Annotated in this window: 13 protein-coding genes; 6 read left to right on the forward strand and 7 right to left on the reverse strand. The window is 73.8% G+C overall.

What is annotated here, in order from left to right:
• Window positions 1-239 precede the first annotated feature (239 nt).
• Window positions 240-1,604, reverse strand: coding sequence for a phosphomannomutase/phosphoglucomutase (locus AB0E88_RS35010; protein WP_361639026.1), 1,365 nt, complete (start codon window positions 1,602-1,604; stop codon window positions 240-242).
• A 146-nt stretch (window positions 1,605-1,750) separates the two neighbouring features.
• A complete protein-coding gene (locus tag AB0E88_RS35015; protein WP_361639029.1) occupies window positions 1,751-2,173 on the reverse strand; it encodes a DUF3499 domain-containing protein in 423 nt (140 codons plus the stop codon).
• A 295-nt stretch (window positions 2,174-2,468) separates the two neighbouring features.
• Between AB0E88_RS35015 and AB0E88_RS35020 the strand changes: the two genes are divergently transcribed.
• On the forward strand, window positions 2,469-2,918 hold the full coding sequence (locus tag AB0E88_RS35020; protein WP_361639057.1) for a metallopeptidase family protein: 450 nt from the start codon (window positions 2,469-2,471) through the stop codon (window positions 2,916-2,918).
• A gap of 67 nt (window positions 2,919-2,985) precedes the next feature.
• Here AB0E88_RS35020 and AB0E88_RS35025 read toward each other — a convergent pair whose 3' ends face one another.
• The 3 genes from AB0E88_RS35025 to AB0E88_RS35035 all read right to left on the reverse strand — a co-directional run bounded on the left by AB0E88_RS35025 (window position 2,986) and on the right by AB0E88_RS35035 (window position 8,617).
• Window positions 2,986-4,497, reverse strand: coding sequence for a DUF5719 family protein (locus AB0E88_RS35025; protein ID WP_361639031.1), 1,512 nt, complete (start codon window positions 4,495-4,497; stop codon window positions 2,986-2,988).
• On the reverse strand, window positions 4,494-8,150 hold the full coding sequence (locus AB0E88_RS35030) for a glycosyltransferase (protein ID WP_361639034.1): 3,657 nt from the start codon (window positions 8,148-8,150) through the stop codon (window positions 4,494-4,496). The genes AB0E88_RS35025 and AB0E88_RS35030 overlap by 4 nt, the downstream gene beginning before the upstream one ends.
• 203 nt (window positions 8,151-8,353) lie before the next feature.
• Window positions 8,354-8,617 carry a WhiB family transcriptional regulator gene (locus tag AB0E88_RS35035; RefSeq protein ID WP_361639037.1) on the reverse strand — a complete coding sequence of 88 codons (264 nt, stop codon included), beginning with the start codon at window positions 8,615-8,617 and terminating at the stop codon, window positions 8,354-8,356.
• A gap of 689 nt (window positions 8,618-9,306) precedes the next feature.
• Here AB0E88_RS35035 and AB0E88_RS35040 point away from each other — a divergent pair.
• The 4 genes from AB0E88_RS35040 to AB0E88_RS35055 are packed head-to-tail and all read left to right on the forward strand — an operon-like array spanning window position 9,307 to window position 13,166.
• The gene (locus AB0E88_RS35040; RefSeq protein ID WP_361639040.1) at window positions 9,307-9,801 is read left to right on the forward strand and encodes a cysteine dioxygenase family protein; all 495 of its coding nucleotides are present in this window, start codon (window positions 9,307-9,309) and stop codon (window positions 9,799-9,801) included.
• 42 nt (window positions 9,802-9,843) lie between these two features.
• Window positions 9,844-10,803, forward strand: a complete 960-nt coding sequence (cofD, locus tag AB0E88_RS35045) for a 2-phospho-L-lactate transferase (protein WP_361639042.1) — start codon at window positions 9,844-9,846, stop codon at window positions 10,801-10,803.
• Window positions 10,800-12,110 carry a coenzyme F420-0:L-glutamate ligase gene (locus tag AB0E88_RS35050; RefSeq protein ID WP_361639045.1) on the forward strand — a complete coding sequence of 437 codons (1,311 nt, stop codon included), beginning with the start codon at window positions 10,800-10,802 and terminating at the stop codon, window positions 12,108-12,110. Before cofD ends, AB0E88_RS35050 begins: the two co-directional genes overlap by 4 nt.
• 51 nt (window positions 12,111-12,161) lie before the next feature.
• Complete coding sequence (locus AB0E88_RS35055) at window positions 12,162-13,166, forward strand: DNA-3-methyladenine glycosylase 2 family protein (RefSeq protein WP_361639047.1); 1,005 nt, start codon at window positions 12,162-12,164, stop codon at window positions 13,164-13,166.
• A 226-nt stretch (window positions 13,167-13,392) separates the two neighbouring features.
• Here the strand turns inward: AB0E88_RS35055 and AB0E88_RS35060 are convergent, their stop codons facing one another.
• Together AB0E88_RS35060 and AB0E88_RS35065 are read right to left on the reverse strand one after the other, a co-directional pair.
• A complete protein-coding gene (locus tag AB0E88_RS35060; RefSeq protein ID WP_361639049.1) occupies window positions 13,393-14,475 on the reverse strand; it encodes an NDP-sugar synthase in 1,083 nt (360 codons plus the stop codon).
• 67 nt (window positions 14,476-14,542) lie between these two features.
• Window positions 14,543-15,952, reverse strand: coding sequence for a peptidoglycan recognition protein (locus AB0E88_RS35065; RefSeq protein ID WP_361639052.1), 1,410 nt, complete (start codon window positions 15,950-15,952; stop codon window positions 14,543-14,545).
• A 151-nt stretch (window positions 15,953-16,103) separates the two neighbouring features.
• On the opposite strand from AB0E88_RS35065, the gene AB0E88_RS35070 reads away from it, so the two are divergent.
• A complete protein-coding gene (locus AB0E88_RS35070; protein ID WP_361639054.1) occupies window positions 16,104-16,862 on the forward strand; it encodes a TIGR03089 family protein in 759 nt (252 codons plus the stop codon).
• The last annotated feature ends 112 nt before the right edge of the window (window positions 16,863-16,974 follow it).

Below are 16,974 nucleotides of genomic sequence, written 5' to 3' on the forward strand. Positions count from 1 at the left end.
AGGGCGCCGTATCGAGTGACGGGCGGCCGGACCGAGGACGGACACCCCCCACCCCGGCCCCGACCCACCCACCGGCCGCAGGCGCGACCGCAACCGGCCACCGCACCGCAACGGGCCGCCGCAGGCACAAAAAGGGGCGCGGGGAACGGCGCGAGCAACCACCCACACACCCGCGGGGACGAACCGCGAGCAACCACCCACGGGCCCGCAGCCGAACAACCGCCCGCCGCAGGCGACGCTCACCCCCGGATGATCCCCAGCACCTCGTCCCGTACCTTCGCCATCCGTGCCGCGTCCCGTGCCTCCGCGTTCAGTCGCAGCAGCGGTTCCGTGTTGGACGGGCGGACGTTGAACCACCAGTCGGCGGCGCTCACCGTGAGGCCGTCGAGCGTGTCCAGGGTGACGCCCTCGCGCCCCACGTACGCCGCGCGGATCGCCGCCACGCGGGCCGCCTGGTCGGCGACGGTGGAGTTGATCTCCCCGGAGCCGGCGTACCGGTCGTACTGGGCCACCAGAGCCGACAGTGTGCCGTCCTGTTCCCCGAGGGCGGCGAGGACGTGCAGCGCCGCCAGCATGCCCGTGTCCGCGTTCCAGAAGTCCCGGAAGTAGTAGTGCGCGGAGTGCTCGCCGCCGAAGATCGCCCCCGTACGCGCCATCTCCGCCTTGATGAAGGAGTGGCCGACACGGGTGCGCACGGGCGTGCCCCCGTGTTCGGCGACGACCTCCGGCACCGACCAGGAGGTGATCAGATTGTGGATGATCGTGCCCTTGCCGCCGTTGCGCGCGAGCTCCCGCGACGCGACCAGCGCGGTGATCGCCGAGGGGGACACCGGCTCTCCCCGCTCGTCGACGACGAAGCAGCGGTCGGCGTCGCCGTCGAAGGCGAGGCCCAGGTCGGCGCCCTCCTTGCGCACCCGCGCCTGGAGGTCGACGAGGTTGGCCGGGTCCAGAGGGTTGGCCTCGTGGTTGGGGAAGGTGCCGTCCAGCTCGAAGTACATCGGCACCAGGTGCACGGGCAGACCGTCCAGCACCGTGGGCACGGTGTGGCCGCCCATGCCGTTGCCCGCGTCGACGACGACCTTCAGGGGCCGGATGGAGGTCAGGTCGACGAGGGACTTCAGGTAGGCCGCGTAGTCCTGCAACGTCTCGCGCGCGCCCAGGGTTCCCGGCGTCACGGCCGGCTCCGGCGCACCGGAGACGCTCCACTGCTCGACCAGCGCGCGGATCTCGGCCAGCCCGGTGTCCTGCCCGACGGGCGCGGCGCCGGCCCGGCACATCTTGATGCCGTTGTACTGGGCCGGGTTGTGCGAGGCGGTGAACATCGCGCCGGGCAGGTCCAGCGCGCCGGAGGCGTAGTACAGCTGGTCCGTCGAGCACAGGCCGATCTCGGTGACGTCCACGCCGCGTGCCGCCGCGCCGCGTGCGAATGCACGGGACAGGCCGGGTGAGGAGGGCCGCATGTCGTGGCCGACGACGATCGCGTCGGCGCCGGTCACCTGGGCGAAGGCCATGCCGAAGAGTTCGGCCAGCGACTCGTCCCACTGGTCCGGAACCACCCCGCGCACGTCGTACGCCTTCACGAGCTGCGACAGATCACCAGCCACGGCCACTTCCTCCTGAACGTCCCCGTCGGTCGCCCCAACCTACCCGCCCGTATCGGCTGCGGAAGGAGCGGTCACCGAGTGGACGGCGAGCCGTAACCTCAGGTCAAGCCGCCGGTCCGAGGGCGACGGGGTGAGGGGCGTGCGGCTCAGTTGTCGGGGGAACGCAGTACCCGCAGATGGCCGCGGCGGGCGACCTCCATCGGGTCCGCCGAGCGTGCCGCGCCGCCGGCCTCGGCCGCCCGTTCGTGGGGGCGGGCCGCCTCGCGGACGGCGTTGGCGAGCGCTTCCAGGTCGTCCCCGCTGGGGCGCGCGGGAGCGGAGCCGTCCAGCAGGCGTACGACTTCCCAGCCGCGCGGGGCGGTGAGGCGCTCGGAGTGCTCGGCGCACAGGTCGTAGCAGTGGGGTTCGGCGTAGGTGGCGAGCGGGCCGAGGACCGCGGTCGAGTCGGCGTAGACGTACGTCAGCGTCGCGACGGCGGGTCGGCCGCAGGCGGTGCGCGAACAGCGACGTACAGGGCTCACGATGTTGGACGGTACCGCACTCTTGAGCGGGCCGCGACGACTCTCCACCAGGTCACTCCCCCGTGTCGGGCTGTGAAACGTCCCACACAGCCTTCCAGAGCGACCTCGCTGACCTGCGCCGACGTCCCTCTTTCCGACGTGCGACGGATCGCGGCCCGGTCATTTCTCCGTACAAACACCACCAATCGGCTGGAGGTCCGCGGTCATGTAGAGATACGGAAACGAGCCGAAGTTGGCTGGAATGGTCAAGCTGCGACACGCCGGACACCGTCGACTCCCCGTGGCCGAACCGTCACCCACAGGCCGGGCGCCCGGGGGCGCCGAGGACTACGCTGCACCAGTGATGGACAACGCCGTACCGCCCCGTGCCACGGGCCCCGGGCCCCGCCGCCGTGATCGCCACGGCCGGGGGATGCGCGGGCCGATCGCGCCGCCGCAGGTGCCGCTCGCGGCGAGCCGCGCCGAGGTGTTCGCGGACCTGGTGCAGGACTCCGTGGACCGCCTGGAGCGGCACTGGCCGCAGCTCGCCGACATCGATTTCCTGGTGCTGGAGGTGCCGCGGCTGGACGGCCCCGGGCAGCCGTGGAACGACGAGGCCGTGCCGCTGGGCGGGATCATCCCGGCGCGCGACGGCCGGCGGGCGCGCGTGGTGGTGTACCGGCGGCCCGTGGAGATCCGCACCAAGGGACGCGACGAGCGGGCCGCGCTGGTGCACGAGATCGTGGTGGAGCAGGTCGCCGAGCTGCTCGGGCTGACCCCGGAGACGGTGGATCCCCGCTACGGCGAGGACTGAGTGGATCCCCGCCACGGCGAGGACTGAGCCGGACGCCGCACGTGCGCCCGGCCCCGCCCGCGTCGCCCTACTTCTGCAGGACCGCCAGGTCCTCGTCCGCCTCGGGCACCGCGACCGTGCCGCGGTCGTTCGGCAGGGTCTGGACCGTGAAGGCCGGAACCCCGTCCTCCGTCGCCGCGAGCATGCGGGCGGCGTAGACCGGGCCGCCCGAGACCTGCTCGACCGTCAGCGCGTACGTCCCCTTCAGGCCGCTGGGGACGGGGATCCGCACGTCCTGCGTGGTGCCCGCCTTGATCGTGTACGTCTGGGTCGCCGCCGCACCGCCCTCGCTGCCGGCCGAGGCGGTGACCTTCACCTGGGCGCTCGCCGTGGGCGCGGTGAGGAAGAGCGTGGTGCCCTTGGCGCTGTTGTCGGCGACCGTCGCGCGCGTGCCCACGGCCGCGGTCGCCGGGATGAACGCCGTCTCCTGCTGGTCGCCCTTGCCGCGCACCACCCGCAGCGCGGCCACCACCGGCACGGCGCGGTCCGTCGGGGTCAGCACGAGCGATCCGGCCTCGCCGCGGGTGACGTCACCGAGGTCGAGGACACTGGTCATGCCGGACTTGACGTGCAGCGTCTCGTTGCCTGCCGGGGTGATCGGCCCGGACGGTGAGGCCAGGCGCACCTTCAGATCGGCGTCGGAGCCGCCGGGCGTGAAGGCGACCAGGCGGACGGACACCGCGTCCTTGGGGATGCCGGGCAGCACCAGGCTCGGTGCCGGGTCCGCGGCCGCGGGCAGCCAGTCGCCGCCGAGCTTCTGGTCGAGGGCCTGGACGGCGGCGCCGACCCGGCCGCTGCGGACGGTGACGTGGACGGTGAGGTTGTCCTGCCGGTCGTCGGTCAGCGTGGACAGCAGGATCGGCTCGGCGCCGTGCGGCGGGACGGTGATGCCCTCCCCGACCGTCGACTTCACCGCGCCGTCCTTGCCGTAGAGCTCGATGTCGGCGACGGCGGCGGAGTCGTCCGGGTTGGTCAGGTGCACGTAGTCGGTGCGGTCGGCGGCGGTGCTGGCGCCGGGGAACCAGAACTCGGTGTCGGGCGCCGTGCAGTTGACGCCCTGCAGACCGCGCCCGTTGCCGGCGGCGACCTCGGTGGTCTGCTGGACCGTCCAGCCGGGCGCGAACCTGCCCTGCGCGGTGCCGATCAGCGCGGGCACGTCCGCGCCGGACGCCTCCGCGGTGGCGGGGGTTCCGGGCTGCTTGGGCGTGAGGACCGGCGCACCGCTCTTCGCGGGCCCCTTCTTGCCCTTCTTGTCCTTGCCGCCCGCGCTGTCGGGCGACTGCTCGGCGGCGGCCTTGAGTTCGGCCGTGCCGGCGCCCGAGACGCCCTGGGTGACGGGCGTGAAGGACGTGTACGCCGTGTCGGCGAGGTCGGACTGACTGGGCGCCGGGCAGAGCAGCGTGGTGCGCTCCACGGGCCGCTGGGCGGCGGCCTCGGCGGTGTCCGCGCCGGAGGCGTCCGGGGAGCTGAGCGCGGCGAAGCCGGTCACGGCGGCGAGCGCGGTCGCGCCGGCGATCAGGGACAGGGTCGTGCGGTTCACTGCTGGCTCCCGTCGGGGCGCTCATGGCCGCCGTCGTGCGGTTGCGGCTGTGCCTGGCCGTACGCCGTCGCGTCGTACCCCTGGTCGTACGGCTGCTGATACGCCGTCGGGTCGTAGGCACCGGCCTGGGTCTGGCCGCCGTAGCCGTAGGGGTCGTAGCCGCCGGCCTGGTACGGGTCGGCCTGGTAGGCCTGGTCGTAGCCGCCGCCTGCCGGGTACTGCTGCTGGTCCGCCTGGTACGGGTCGTAGCCGGAGTAGCCGGTGGTGGCGGGGGCGGGCGTGTCCCACTGGTCGTAGGACTGCTGCTGCGGGAGGGGCGCCGGGGGCTGCTCCGCCGGAGCGGGCACGGGCTGCTCCTCCCCGGCCGCGGCCTCCGCCTCGGCCTGGGCGCGCAGGCGGCGGGCGCGGCGGCCCTCGCCGGCGACCGGCTGGGCCGGGATCACGGGCTCCTCGGGCAGGTCGTCGTCGACGTCGCGGCGCCGCCCGGGCAGGGCGAGGACGACGAGGACGACGGCGAGGGCGCCCTGGAGCCACAGCCAGGCGGTGTGGCCGAACGGGTCGTCGTAGGAGACGTCGAGCTTTCCGGCGGAGGCCGGCAGTTCGAAGCCCTGCGCCCAGCCGTCGACGGTGGTGGCCTTGAGCGGCTTGCCGTCCAGGGTGGCGCTCCAGCCGTCGGCGGCGGCGTCGGCCAGGCGCAGCACGCGCGTGCCCTGGCCGGCGGGGAGCGTGGTGTGGATCTCCACGGGGCCGGCCGCGACGGCCTGCGGGGCGCCGGTGCCGGAGGCGGGGACGACGGCGGCGCGGGAGACCTCGCGGTCCACCCGCCACAGGCCGCTGCCGTTCTGTTCGCTGAGCCGGCTCAGGCCGGGGGTGGCGTCCAGGACGCGGGTGACCTCGCGGGGCGCGCCCTTGTGGACGAGGACGTAGCGCACGGCGAACGCGCCGAGCTGATCGGCCTGGTCGGCGCCGGAGCCGGCGACGAGGTTGGCGACGGTCTTGTCGAGCCGGTCGTTCTCGCCGTCGGCGGCGGCGAGTTCGGCGTCGCCGAGGCGGGCGCCGGAGCCGCGGACCAGCATGTAGCTCACATGGGCGGTGGAGTCGCTGTCGAGGACGAGGGTGCGGGCCTGGTCGCGGGTGCTGCTCTCCTCGGCGACGAAGGCGGGCACCTGCACCGGGTCGCGGCGCTCCAGCGGCCCTTCGGCGCCGCCGATCATCCAGCCGGCGGCGACGAGCAGGGGGCCGGCGGCGGAGGCGAAGGCGATCAGCGCGGCGACCGGCTGGCGCCAGCCGAAGCTCTGCTCGGCCACGCGCGTGCGGGCTCCGTCGGCGCCGAGGACGGCGGCGGCGAGCAGGGCGAGGCCGTAGACCAGGGTGGCGGGGCCGGCCCAGGTGGAGCTGTTGGACAGGACGGCGAAGACGAGGGCCACGAGGGCGACGGCCCAGGCGGTCCAGATGCCCCGCTGACGCTCGGAGCGCATCAGGGCGGCGAGTGCGGCCAGCACGATGCCGATGAGCATCAGCCCGTCGACGGTGCCGGGGCCGCCCGGGCTCGCGCCGAGCAGGTCGAGCGCGGAGGCGGAGGAGCTGCCGTAGTCCAGGCCGGCCTCGGTGAAGAAGCCGAACGGCAGCAGGGACAGGGACCAGGGCGCGAGGACCAGCAGCGGGGTGCCCAGCTGGGCCAGGAAGCGCAGGGCCTGGGCGGGCAGGTCGCCTCGGCGCAGGACCAGGACCGCGATGCCGAGGATCAGCGCGATGGGCCACACGATCGGCGTGAACGCCGTGGTGAGGGTCAGCAGCAGGGCGTAGGCCCAGGTGGCGCGCCAACTGCCGCGTGCGCCGGAGGGGCCGGCGAGGCCGCTCGCGGCGATGCCCGCGCGGGCGATCAGCGGCAGCAGGACGGCGAGGACGGCGGTGCCGATGCGGCCGCCGGCGAGGGCGCCGGTGGCGGCGGGCAGGAAGGCGTACGCGATGGCCGCCCAGGCGCGCAGCAGCCGGGACTCGACGAGCGGGCGGGAGGCGAAGTACGCGGTGAAGCCGGCCAGCGGGACGGAGCCGACCAGCAGGACGGTGACGGCGAGCCCGGTCGAGCCGAACAGCACGGACGCCAGCAGCGCGAGGATCGCCAGGTAGGGCGGCGCGGACGGGTCGCCGCCGGCGCCGACCGGATGCCAGGCGTCGAGGTAGCGGGACCACAGCTCGGAGGCGTCGGCCGGGGCGGGCAGCAGCGCGCCGCCGGCGAGGGCGCCGCCGCCGAGGAGGTTGCGGCAGGCGACCAGGGAGACGGCCAGCAGCACCAGGAAGAGCACCGGGCCCGGCTTGCGGGCGATGCGCTTCAGTCGCGCGAACTGCTCGATCTCCAGGAATTCGGCGTCGTCGCCGCCGGGCCCCGACTCGACGGCGCCGCCGTGCCGGCCGGCCGAGGAGGTCTCCGGGTCGGTGCCGCCGAAGAGGTTGCCCGCGACCTGTTCGAAGGTGGCCCGCACGGTCGCTCCGGGCGGCGGGAACAGGGGCCGCAGTTCGCCCTTGTCGACCGCGGGCCGTCCGCGATGGCGCCGGCCGGCGATGATCCGCTCGGGCCGCAGCAGGGTGCCGAGCAGGCCGCGGATCTCGTCGACGGCCTGTCCGGGGACCTTGCCGACGAGGTAGGCGACGGTGCGCAGCAGGGTGCCGAGGACGACGCGGAGCACGATCCAGGGCAGTACGGCGGTGCGGGCGTTGACGAGCAGGGTGTAGACCGCGCCGGCCTTGTCGACCTTGTGCGGGGAGGCGGTGGTGCGGCCGGCGCAGTCGACGGCGCGGCGCTCGCGGGAGGCGGCCTCGGCGTGCCGTACGACGGCTTCGGGGGCGATCAGGACGCGGTGGCCGGCGGCGTGCGCGCGCCAGCACAGGTCGACGTCGTCCCGCATGAGGGGCAGGCGGCGGTCGAAGCCGCCGAGCTGTTCGAAGACGTCGCGGCGGACGAGCATGCCGGCGCTGGACACCGACAGCACGTCACGGACGTGGTCGTGCTGTCCCTGGTCCTGTTCGCGGCGGTCCAGGCCGGTCCAGCGGCGGCCGGAGTTGGCGATGGAGACGCCGACCTCGAGCAGTTGGCGGCGGTCGTACCAGCCGCGCAGCTTGGGGCCGACGACGGCCACGTCGTCGCGGCCGAGCTCCAGTTCGCGGTCGACGACGCGCAGCAGCTCGGCGAGCGCGTCGGGTTCGGGGGCGCAGTCGTCGTGCAGCAGCCACAGCCACTGGACGGGTTCACCGTGCGGCAGTTCGGGCAGGTCGTAGGCGTCGTCGCGCCACGTGCGCGTGACGGGGTCCCAGCCGCTGGGCCGCTTCAGGTAGGGCAGTTCCTCGGGGGTGAGGTGCGGGGCGGTGCGGGTCGCCTCCTCGACGGCCTGGCCGAAGCCGGTGCGGCGGGCGAGGTGGAGGACGCGGTCGGCGCCGAGGGCGGCCGTGACCAGCTGGGCGGAGTCGTCGGCGCTGCCGGTGTCGGCGGCGACGGCGTACTGCACGGGGCGCTCCTGGCCGAGCAGCCCGGCGAGCGCGTCGGGCAGCCAGCGGGCGCCGTCGTGGGAGACGAGGACCGCGGTCACCACGTGACGCGGGAACTCAGGTGTCGCGGCCCCGTCTTGCTGGGCTGCGGTGTGGCTGTGCACGGTCATCGAGGTACGGGCCCCGGTTCGGTGGACTGCGGTGGACGCCTGTGCCGCCTGCGGGCGGTGGGGCGTCTCGGACGAGCGACCACACTATCGGCTGGGCATGACCGCGGCCCGCCGCCTGTGGACAACCCACCCGCGACGGGCCGTTCGAGTCGTTTGTGCGGAACAGTCCGCGGTTGTTCGGTCAGAAGCCGGTCATGCCGCGGTCAGACGGCGGCCTTCTTCAGCCGCCGGCGCTCCCGCTCGGACAGGCCGCCCCAGATGCCGAACCGTTCGTCGTTGGCGAGGGCGTACTCCAGGCACTCGGAGCGGACTTCGCACGCGAGGCAGACCTTCTTGGCCTCTCTCGTGGAGCCGCCCTTCTCGGGGAAGAAGGACTCGGGGTCGGTCTGGGCGCACAGCGCGCGCTCCTGCCAGCCGAGTTCCTCGCCCGCGTCGTCGACCAGCAGTTGCTGCACCGTCTCGGTCATGTGCGCCCCTCGTCTGTCTTTCCGCGTCCCCGTGATGTAGCCGTTACCGATTCCGGCTGAACGACACGAGTGAAATTACAAGTGTGCTGCTCCGGGCGAGTCAAGCCGAGATCTGCTATTGGGCCCCTTATTCACTCTGCGGAACCAAGGCGGTGCGGAAAGTGTTCAAATCGCCATAAACCTTGACACACAGACGGGGTCCGGAAGGCTGCCTTCCGCCTCGAGGACCCCTCACAGGGCCTGTACGGAGAAAGACGCCCGTGCGTTCGATCCCGTTCCTGTGCACACGGCGAAGCGAACAAGATCACAGTCGGATCACGAGATCGCAACGCAGCTTGCGCACCCGGATGTGCCGCATGTGTCCCGGTGAACGGGTGAGCAAACCTTTCGCCTCACACATGCACCGGAAGAGGTGAAGCTTGTCCCACATACCGGTCGTCGAGTTGACAGTGAAGGTGTGAACCGCTGTCCTTGTGGGCATGCTCGCGAACTTGGCATCCGTGACGACCCGCAGCGCCGGGTCCCTCGGTGCTGCGTGTGTTCGCCGTAGCTGTTGCTGTCCCAGCTGTTGAGCCGACCGTAGCTCCAGCCGCCCGCCGGGACACCGTCCCGGGGCCGCCGTTTGCTCCCCCCGCCCTCGCCCACGGGGCACCCGTTCCCGCACTCTCCGCCAAGGGACCCCCCACCGCATGAACAGCGACAGCGACCTCCAGATCGCCGGCGACCTCCTCGAGGTCCCGCACCTGCTGCAGCCCCCGCGTGAGCACCCCGCCACCGTCGCCGACTTCGTCGGCCTCGCCCGCAGCGTCGCGGCCGACCGCGCCCAGTGGGAGCACCTGGTGCGCTACGACGCGACGAGCCGCTGGTACCACCGGCTGCGCACCGGACCCGGCTACGAGGTGTGGCTGCTGTCCTGGGTGCCCGGTCAGGGCAGCGGACAGCACGACCACGGGCCCTCCTCCGGCGTGCTCACCGTGCTGGACGGCACCCTGACCGAGCGCACCGACCGCGGCACGCGCGCGTTGGCCGCCGGCGCCCAGCGGGTGTTCGCCCCGGGCTATGTGCACGAGGTCGTCAACGACACCCTCGAGCCGGCCGTCAGCCTCCATGTGTACTTCCCGGGCCTGACCGAGATGCCGATGCACACCGCCCCGCACTGCGAGGCCGCCGGCAGCCGCGTGTGACCGTCTGACACTTTGTCGTACCCGCCTGCCAGACTTGGGCCCATGCGCATTGTGGTTCTGGCAGGCGGCATCGGCGGTGCCCGTTTCCTGCGCGGTCTGAAGCAGGCCGCGCCGGACGCGGACATCACGGTCATCGGCAACACCGGCGACGACATCCACCTCTTCGGGCTGAAGGTCTGCCCGGACCTCGACACGGTGATGTACACGCTCGGCGGCGGCATCAACGAGGAGCAGGGCTGGGGAAGAGCCGACGAGACGTTCCACCTCAAGGAGGAGCTCGCCGCCTACGGTGTCGGGCCGGAGTGGTTCGGGCTGGGCGACCGGGACTTCGCCACGCACATCGTGCGGACGCAGATGATCGGCGCCGGCTACCCGCTCAGCGCCGTCACGGAAGCGCTGTGCGACCGCTGGCAGCCGGGCGTGAAGCTCATCCCGATGACCGACGACCGCGTCGAGACCCATGTCGCCGTCGAGATCGACGGCGAGCGCAAGGCCGTCCACTTCCAGGAGTACTGGGTGAAGCTGCGCGCCTCGGTCCCGGCCGAGGCCGTCGTCCCCGTCGGCGCCGAGCAGGCCAAGCCCGCGCCGGGCGTCCTCGAGGCCATCGCCGCGGCGGACGTGATCCTCTTCCCGCCGTCCAACCCCGTCGTCTCCATCGGCACCATCCTCGCCGTGCCCGGCATCCGCGAGGCCATCGCGGAGGCCGGCGTGCCGGCGGTGGGCCTGTCCCCCATCGTCGGGGACGCGCCCGTGCGCGGGATGGCGGACAAGGTGCTCGCGGCGGTCGGCGTGGAGTCCACCGCCACGGCGGTCGCCGAGCACTACGGCTCCGGACTGCTCGACGGCTGGCTCGTCGACACCGTCGACGCGGGCGCGGTCGAGCGGGTCGAGGCGGCCGGCATCCGCTGCCGGGCCGTACCGCTGATGATGACGGACGTCGACGCCACCGCGCAGATGGCCCGTGCGGCCCTCGCCCTGGCCGAGGAGGTGCGGGGACAGTGAGCGCGCCGCCCGCCGAGGGCTACCGGGTGTGGGCGCTGTCCGGCCTCCCCGAGATCCGGCCCGGTGACGACCTCGCCAAGCTGATCGCCGCCGCCGAGCCCGGCCTGGCCGACGGGGACGTCGTCATCGTCACCTCCAAGATCCTCTCCAAGGCGGAGGGCCGGATCGTCGAGGCCGCCGACCGGGAGGCCGCGATCGACGCCGAGACGGTCCGCGTGGTCGCCCGGCGCGGCACCCTGCGCATCGTGGAGAACCGGCAGGGCCTGGTCATGGCGGCGGCCGGGGTCGACGCCTCCAACACGCCCGCGGGTACGGTGCTGCTGCTGCCCGAGGACCCCGACGCCTCGGCGCGGGCGATCCGCTCCGGCCTGCGCGACCTGCTCGGCGTCCGCGTCGGCGTCGTCGTCACCGACACGTTCGGGCGGCCCTGGCGCTCCGGACTCACGGACGTCGCGATCGGCGCCGCGGGGGTGCGCGTGCTGGACGACCTGCGCGGCGGCACGGACGCGTACGGCAACCCGCTCAGCGCGACCGTCGTGGCGACCGCGGACGAGCTGGCCGCCGCCGGCGACCTGGTCAAGGGCAAGGCCGCCGGGCTCCCGGTGGCCGTCGTGCGCGGACTCCCCCACACGGTGTCCGACGACGACACCGACGGGGCCCGGGCCCTGGTGCGCGGTGCGCGCGACGACATGTTCCGCCTCGGCACCTCCGAGGCGATCCGGCAGGCGGTCACCCAGCGCCGTACGGTGCGGGCGTTCACGGACGCCCCGGTCGACCCGGGCGCGGTCCGCAGAGCGGTCGCGGCCGCGGTGACGGCTCCGGCGCCGCACCACACCACCCCCTGGCGCTTCGTGCTGCTGGAGTCGCAGGAGTCCCGCACCCGCCTGCTGGACGCGATGCGGGACGCCTGGATCGCCGACCTGCGCCGGGACGGCAAGAGCGAGGAGTCCATCGCCAAGCGGGTGCGCCGCGGTGACGTCCTGCGCAACGCCCCCTACCTGGTCGTCCCCTGCCTCGTGATGGACGGCTCCCACACCTATGGCGACGAACGCCGGGACGCGGCCGAGCGGGAGATGTTCGTCGTCGCGGCCGGCGCCGGGGTGCAGAACTTCCTCGTCGCGCTGGCCGGGGAGCGGCTCGGGTCGGCGTGGGTGTCCTCGACGATGTTCTGCCGGGACGTCGTGCGAGAGGTGCTGGGCCTGCCCGCGGACTGGGACCCGATGGGCGCGGTGGCCGTCGGTCACCCGGACGAGGAGCCGCGGCCCCGGCCGGAACGGGACGCGGGGGGCTTCATCGAGGTGCGCTGACCGTACGCTCGTAACGTCTCATCTTTCCCTCCTCACCCCGGGACCTCATTCGTGGCTGGACGGTTCGCCCCCCGGCCGACGCGTACGACCGTGCGCGGCGGCGAGGTCGCCGTACCCCTGGGAGCGGTGCCGCGGCCGGCGCCGGCGCCCGGGCGGGTGCGGACCTGGACCCCGGACGGGCCGCTCGACCTCGGCCTGGTCCTCGGCCCGCTGCGGCGCGGCCCCGGCGACCCGACGTTCCAGGCCATGCCGGACGGGTCGGTGTGGCGGACCAGCCGGACACCGGCCGGGCCGGGGACGCTGCGCGTGACGATGCGCGCCGGGACCGTGCGCGGGGACGCGTGGGGGCCGGGCGCCGAGTGGCTGCTGGAGCAGTTGCCGCGGCTGTGCGGCGCCGAGGACGATCCGTCGGCCTTCGCGCCGCGCCACAAGATCGTGGCCCTGGCCCGGCACCGGCGGCCCGGGCTGCGGCTCGGGCGCACCGGGCTGGTGCTGGAGTCGCTGATTCCGTCGGTGCTGGAGCAGAAGGTCACGACGGTCGAGGCGTACCGGGCGTGGCGGCTGCTGGTACGGCGTTTCGGTGAACCGGCGCCGGGGCCGGCCCCCGGCCGGATGTACGTGATGCCCACCGCGCGGGACTGGGCCCTGATCCCGTCCTGGGAGTGGCACCGCGCCGGCGTCGACGACAAGAGGGCGTCGACGATCCTGCGGGCCGTGCGGGTCGCCGCGCGGCTGGAGGAGGCGACGCGGATGCCTCCGGCGGCGGCGCAGGCCCGGCTGGAGGTGGTGCCGGGCATCGGCCCGTGGACGTCGGCGGAGACCGTGCAGCGCAGCCATGGGGCGGCGGACGCGGTGACCGTGGGGGATCTGCATCTGCCGGGGATCGTGGGATGGGCGCTGGCGGGCGACCGCCACGCCGACGACACGGAGATGCTGCGCCTGCTGAAGCCGTACGCCGGGCAGCGGCATCGGGCGGCACGCCTGATCCTGCTGAGCGGCAGGACACCGGCACGGCGCGCGCCCCGCTTTCCCGTCGGGGACATCCGGGGGTTGTAGCGGCGGGTCGGCTGCGCCGCTGCCCCGTGTGAGGGTCGGCGTGGGGGCGGGTGCGCTCACCGGCGCCGACGGGATGCCGCTGCGCCCGCCCGTGCCGCCCCGGGACCCTGCTCGCAGAGCTGGGGGAGGCACGACTGCCCGTAGTCATGCACGGTCGGGACCGCACCCCCCAGGGCGCGGCGAACTGCGCGAGCAACCACCCACGCATCCGCGGCCGAACGGTCGGCTACTGGTCCGAGGAGAAGCGGAGCGCCCCGGCCGGGATGTGGGCGTCGCACCACACGCGGACGCCCTCGCGGAGTTCGTTGTCGGGGCCGACGGTCGCGCCGTCGCCGATCACGGTGCCCGTCAGCACCGTACGTGAGCCCACGCGGGCCCTCGTGCCGACGAGGGAGTCGGTGATGACGGCGCCCGGTTCGACGACGGCGCCGGGCAGGATCGTGCTGCCGAAGATGCGGGCGCCCTCCGCGATGAAGGCGCCCTCGCCGATCACGGTGCCGCCGGTGAGCTTGGCGTCGGGCGCGACGGTGGCCGTGGGGAGGACGAGACGGTCGCCGCAGCGGCCCGGGACCGCCGGGGACGGCGCCCGGCCCAGCACCAGGTCGGCCGAGCCGCGCACGAACGCGGCCGGAGTGCCGAGGTCGAGCCAGTACGTGGAGTCGACCATGCCCTGGAGGTGGGCGCCGGCCGCCAGCAGCCCGGGGAACGTCTCGCGCTCCACCGACACCGGGCGGCCCGCCGGGATCGTGTCGATGACGGAACGGCGGAAGACGTACGCACCGGCGTTGATCTGGTCGGTGACGATCTCCTCCGGCGTCTGCGGCTTCTCCAGGAAGGCCAGGACCCGGCCGGTCTCGTCCGTCGGGACGAGACCGTAGGCGCGCGGGTCCGTGACCTTCGTCAGGTGCAGGGAGACGTCCGCGCCCGTCGTCTCGTGGGTGCGGACCAGGGCCCGGATGTCCAGGCCGGTCAGGATGTCCCCGTTGAAGACGAGGACGGGATCGTCGGGGCCGGAGTGGAGCCGCGCGGCCACGTTGCGGATCGCGCCGCCCGTGCCGAGGGGCTCCTCCTCCGTGACGTACTCCAGGTGCAGTCCGAGCGACGAGCCGTCCCCGAAGTACGGCTCGAACACCTCGGCCAGATACGACGTGGCGAGGACGATGTGCTCCACGCCCGCCGCTCGCGCGCGCGCCAGCTGATGCGTGAGGAACGGCACGCCCGCCGCCGGCACCATGGGTTTGGGCGTGTTGACCGTGAGCGGGCGCAGCCGGGTTCCCTTGCCGCCGACCAGAAGGATCGCTTCTGTCACCTGTCGTCTCTGCTTCCTGCCGGGACCGGCCGAACTGTCTTTCGGCCGGCCAGTGTATGTCCCGGCCTCAGCGCCCCTGGTAACCCGCCGCCTTGGAACGGGCCGTGCCGAGCTTGCCGTAGAGCTGTTTGCCCGGGCAGTCGGTGGCGAAGCCGTCGCGGTGACCGGAGATCACGTTCAGTCGTACGTTCTTGCCCTTGGCGTAGAGGTTGCCACCGCCGGACTTCAGGTATGTCTTGGCGGTCGGGTTCATCCCGTACAGACCGAGCTTCCAGGCCGCCAGCCGGGCGATGGAGGTGACCGCGGCCGTCGAGGGCTTGCTGGAGCCGAAGGTGCCGATGACGGCGACGCCCATGCTGTTGGAGTTGAAGCCGAGGGTGTGGGCGCCGAGGACCGCCTTGGCCACGCCGCCGGCCCGGCCCTCGTAGATGTTCCCGCACTTGTCGACGAGGAAGTTGTAGCCGATGTCCCGCCAGCCCATGCTCTTGACGTGGTAGCGGTAGATACCGCGGATGACCGACGGGGCCTGGGCGCAGGTGTAGTTGTTGCCGGTGGCCGTGTGGTGCACGAAGGCCGCCTTGACCGACTTCGTGTACACGAAGCCCCTCTCGCGCAACTTCTCGTCCGCGCCCCAGCCGGCCCGCGTGACGATACGCGGGCGCGGCCCGATGTACGGCTTCGCGCGCTCCTGCTGGCTCATCTCGGCGCCGCGCAGGGTGGTCAGCTCCTGCTCGGTCCCGGCGCGGTCGAGGGCCGGGATCTCGGCGGCGCCGGGGGCCACACCGGTCAGGCCGGCGTTGGCGTCGGCGACCTCCCGGACCTGGGTGGTGTCCTCGCTCTCCTCCTCGGGCTCGTCGACGGCGCCGGGGCGCGGGGCGGTGACCGGGGCGTGCCGGTGCGGGGCGGTGTCCCGGCCGGGGTCGACCAGTTCCAGGCGCATCCCGGCGGGCAGCGGGGAGGAGGTGACGGTGACGTTCCTGACGCCGCGTCCGGTCTCCTCGACATGGCTGCTGGAGAGGGTCTCGGCCCGTACCCGGACCTCGACGCCGTCGGAGTCGCCCACCCACAGCGGGGCGGTGGCGCCGTGGACATGGCCGGAGGTGCGTTCGGTGGTGCCGGGGTCGGCGCCGTGGTCCGCGTTGTGCGTGTCGAGGTCCTGCCAGTCGGACCAGGTGTGGGTGCCGAAGGCGCGGGTGCGTACCTGCACCCGGCCGTTCAGTACGGCGTCCGGGTCGTCCCAGACGACGCCGACGAGGGAGAAGTGCCCGGTGTCCCGGCGGGGCACGCCCTGGAGGGCGGAGCCGGGGGCACGGTCGCTGCCGAGCGGGACGAGGGGCAGCGACGCGGTGCTGCCGGGGACCCCGGCGGCCGCGGGAGCCCCGGCCGGTGCCGGGGCCGCCGCGGCGGGCGGGGTCAGCGGAAGGGCGAGTGCGGCCGCGCAAGTGACGCCGATCGAAGATGCAAGCAATCCACGCATGCCAATGATCCTGGACATAGTCAGACATATCTGTCCATCGGGGAATTGACGGGCCGTCGGCTGCCGTTGCGCCAAACCGGTGGCGTGCGGCACGTCCGGGGGCCGGGGCGGCGATGGGTGCGCGGGAGCCGGCGCGCGTACGCTGATGCGGGTGAACGCCACCGATCGCACCCCTGCCGACCTGCTGAGTTCCGCGCTCGCCGCGGATGCCGCGCGCCCGCTGGTGACCTTCTACGACGACGCCACGGGTGAACGTGTCGAATTGTCCGTGGCCACCTTCGCCAATTGGGTGGCCAAGACCGCGAACCTCCTCCAGGACGGGTGGTCCGCCGAGCCCGGCGACCGGGTCGCCCTCCTCCTGCCCGCCCACTGGCAGACCGCGGTCTGGCTGCTGGCGTGCGCCTCGGTCGGAGTCGTCGCGGACGTCGACGGCGACCCGGCGCGGGCGGACTTCGTCGTGGCGGGGCCCGGGGAGTTCGAGCGGGGGCTGGCGTGCACCGGCGAGCGCTACGCGCTGTCCCTCGCACCCCTGGGCCGGCGCTTCGTCCCGGCCCCGCCGGACGGTTACGCCGACTACGCCGTGGACGTGCCGGCCTTCGCCGACCGCTTCGTGCCGTACGCGCCGGTGGACCCGGAGGAGCCGGCGCTGATCGTGGCCGGGGCCGAGCTGACGGGCGCGGAGATCGTGGAGCGGGCGGTCGCCGACGCGGCGGGGCTGGGACTGACGGGACCGGGGTCCCGGCTGCTGTCCGGACTGCCGTACGACACATGGGAGGGCCTGAGCGCGGGCCTGTACGCTCCGCTGGCCTCGGGCGGCTCGGTCGTCCTGTGCCGGAACCTTTCCCTGCTGGGGGAGGAAGCGGTGGCCAAGCGGATCGAGGCGGAACGGGTGTCTTGCACGGCCCGCTGACGCGGCGCCGAGCGTCGGCTCCGGCCGGGTGGGGGGTGGGCTGCGCGCCCCCCGGCGGCCGGGGCCCGGGGGCCGGGCCCCGGCGGCGGGGGCGCGGGGGGCGGGGGGGCGG

The sequence above is a fragment of the Streptomyces sp. NPDC028635 genome (assembly GCF_040637635.1).
GTDB lineage: Bacteria > Actinomycetota > Actinomycetes > Streptomycetales > Streptomycetaceae > Streptomyces.

Coding starts and splice junctions, on each gene's coding strand:
- AB0E88_RS35020 (WP_361639057.1), top strand. CDS start 2,469: ATGGACAACGCCGTACCGCCCCGTGCCACGGGCCCCGGGCCCCGCCGC.
- AB0E88_RS35030 (WP_361639034.1), bottom strand. CDS start 8,150: ATGACCGTGCACAGCCACACCGCAGCCCAGCAAGACGGGGCCGCGACA.
- AB0E88_RS35065 (WP_361639052.1), bottom strand. CDS start 15,952: ATGCGTGGATTGCTTGCATCTTCGATCGGCGTCACTTGCGCGGCCGCA.
- cofD (WP_361639042.1), top strand. CDS start 9,844: ATGCGCATTGTGGTTCTGGCAGGCGGCATCGGCGGTGCCCGTTTCCTG.
- AB0E88_RS35040 (WP_361639040.1), top strand. CDS start 9,307: ATGAACAGCGACAGCGACCTCCAGATCGCCGGCGACCTCCTCGAGGTC.
- AB0E88_RS35035 (WP_361639037.1), bottom strand. CDS start 8,617: ATGACCGAGACGGTGCAGCAACTGCTGGTCGACGACGCGGGCGAGGAA.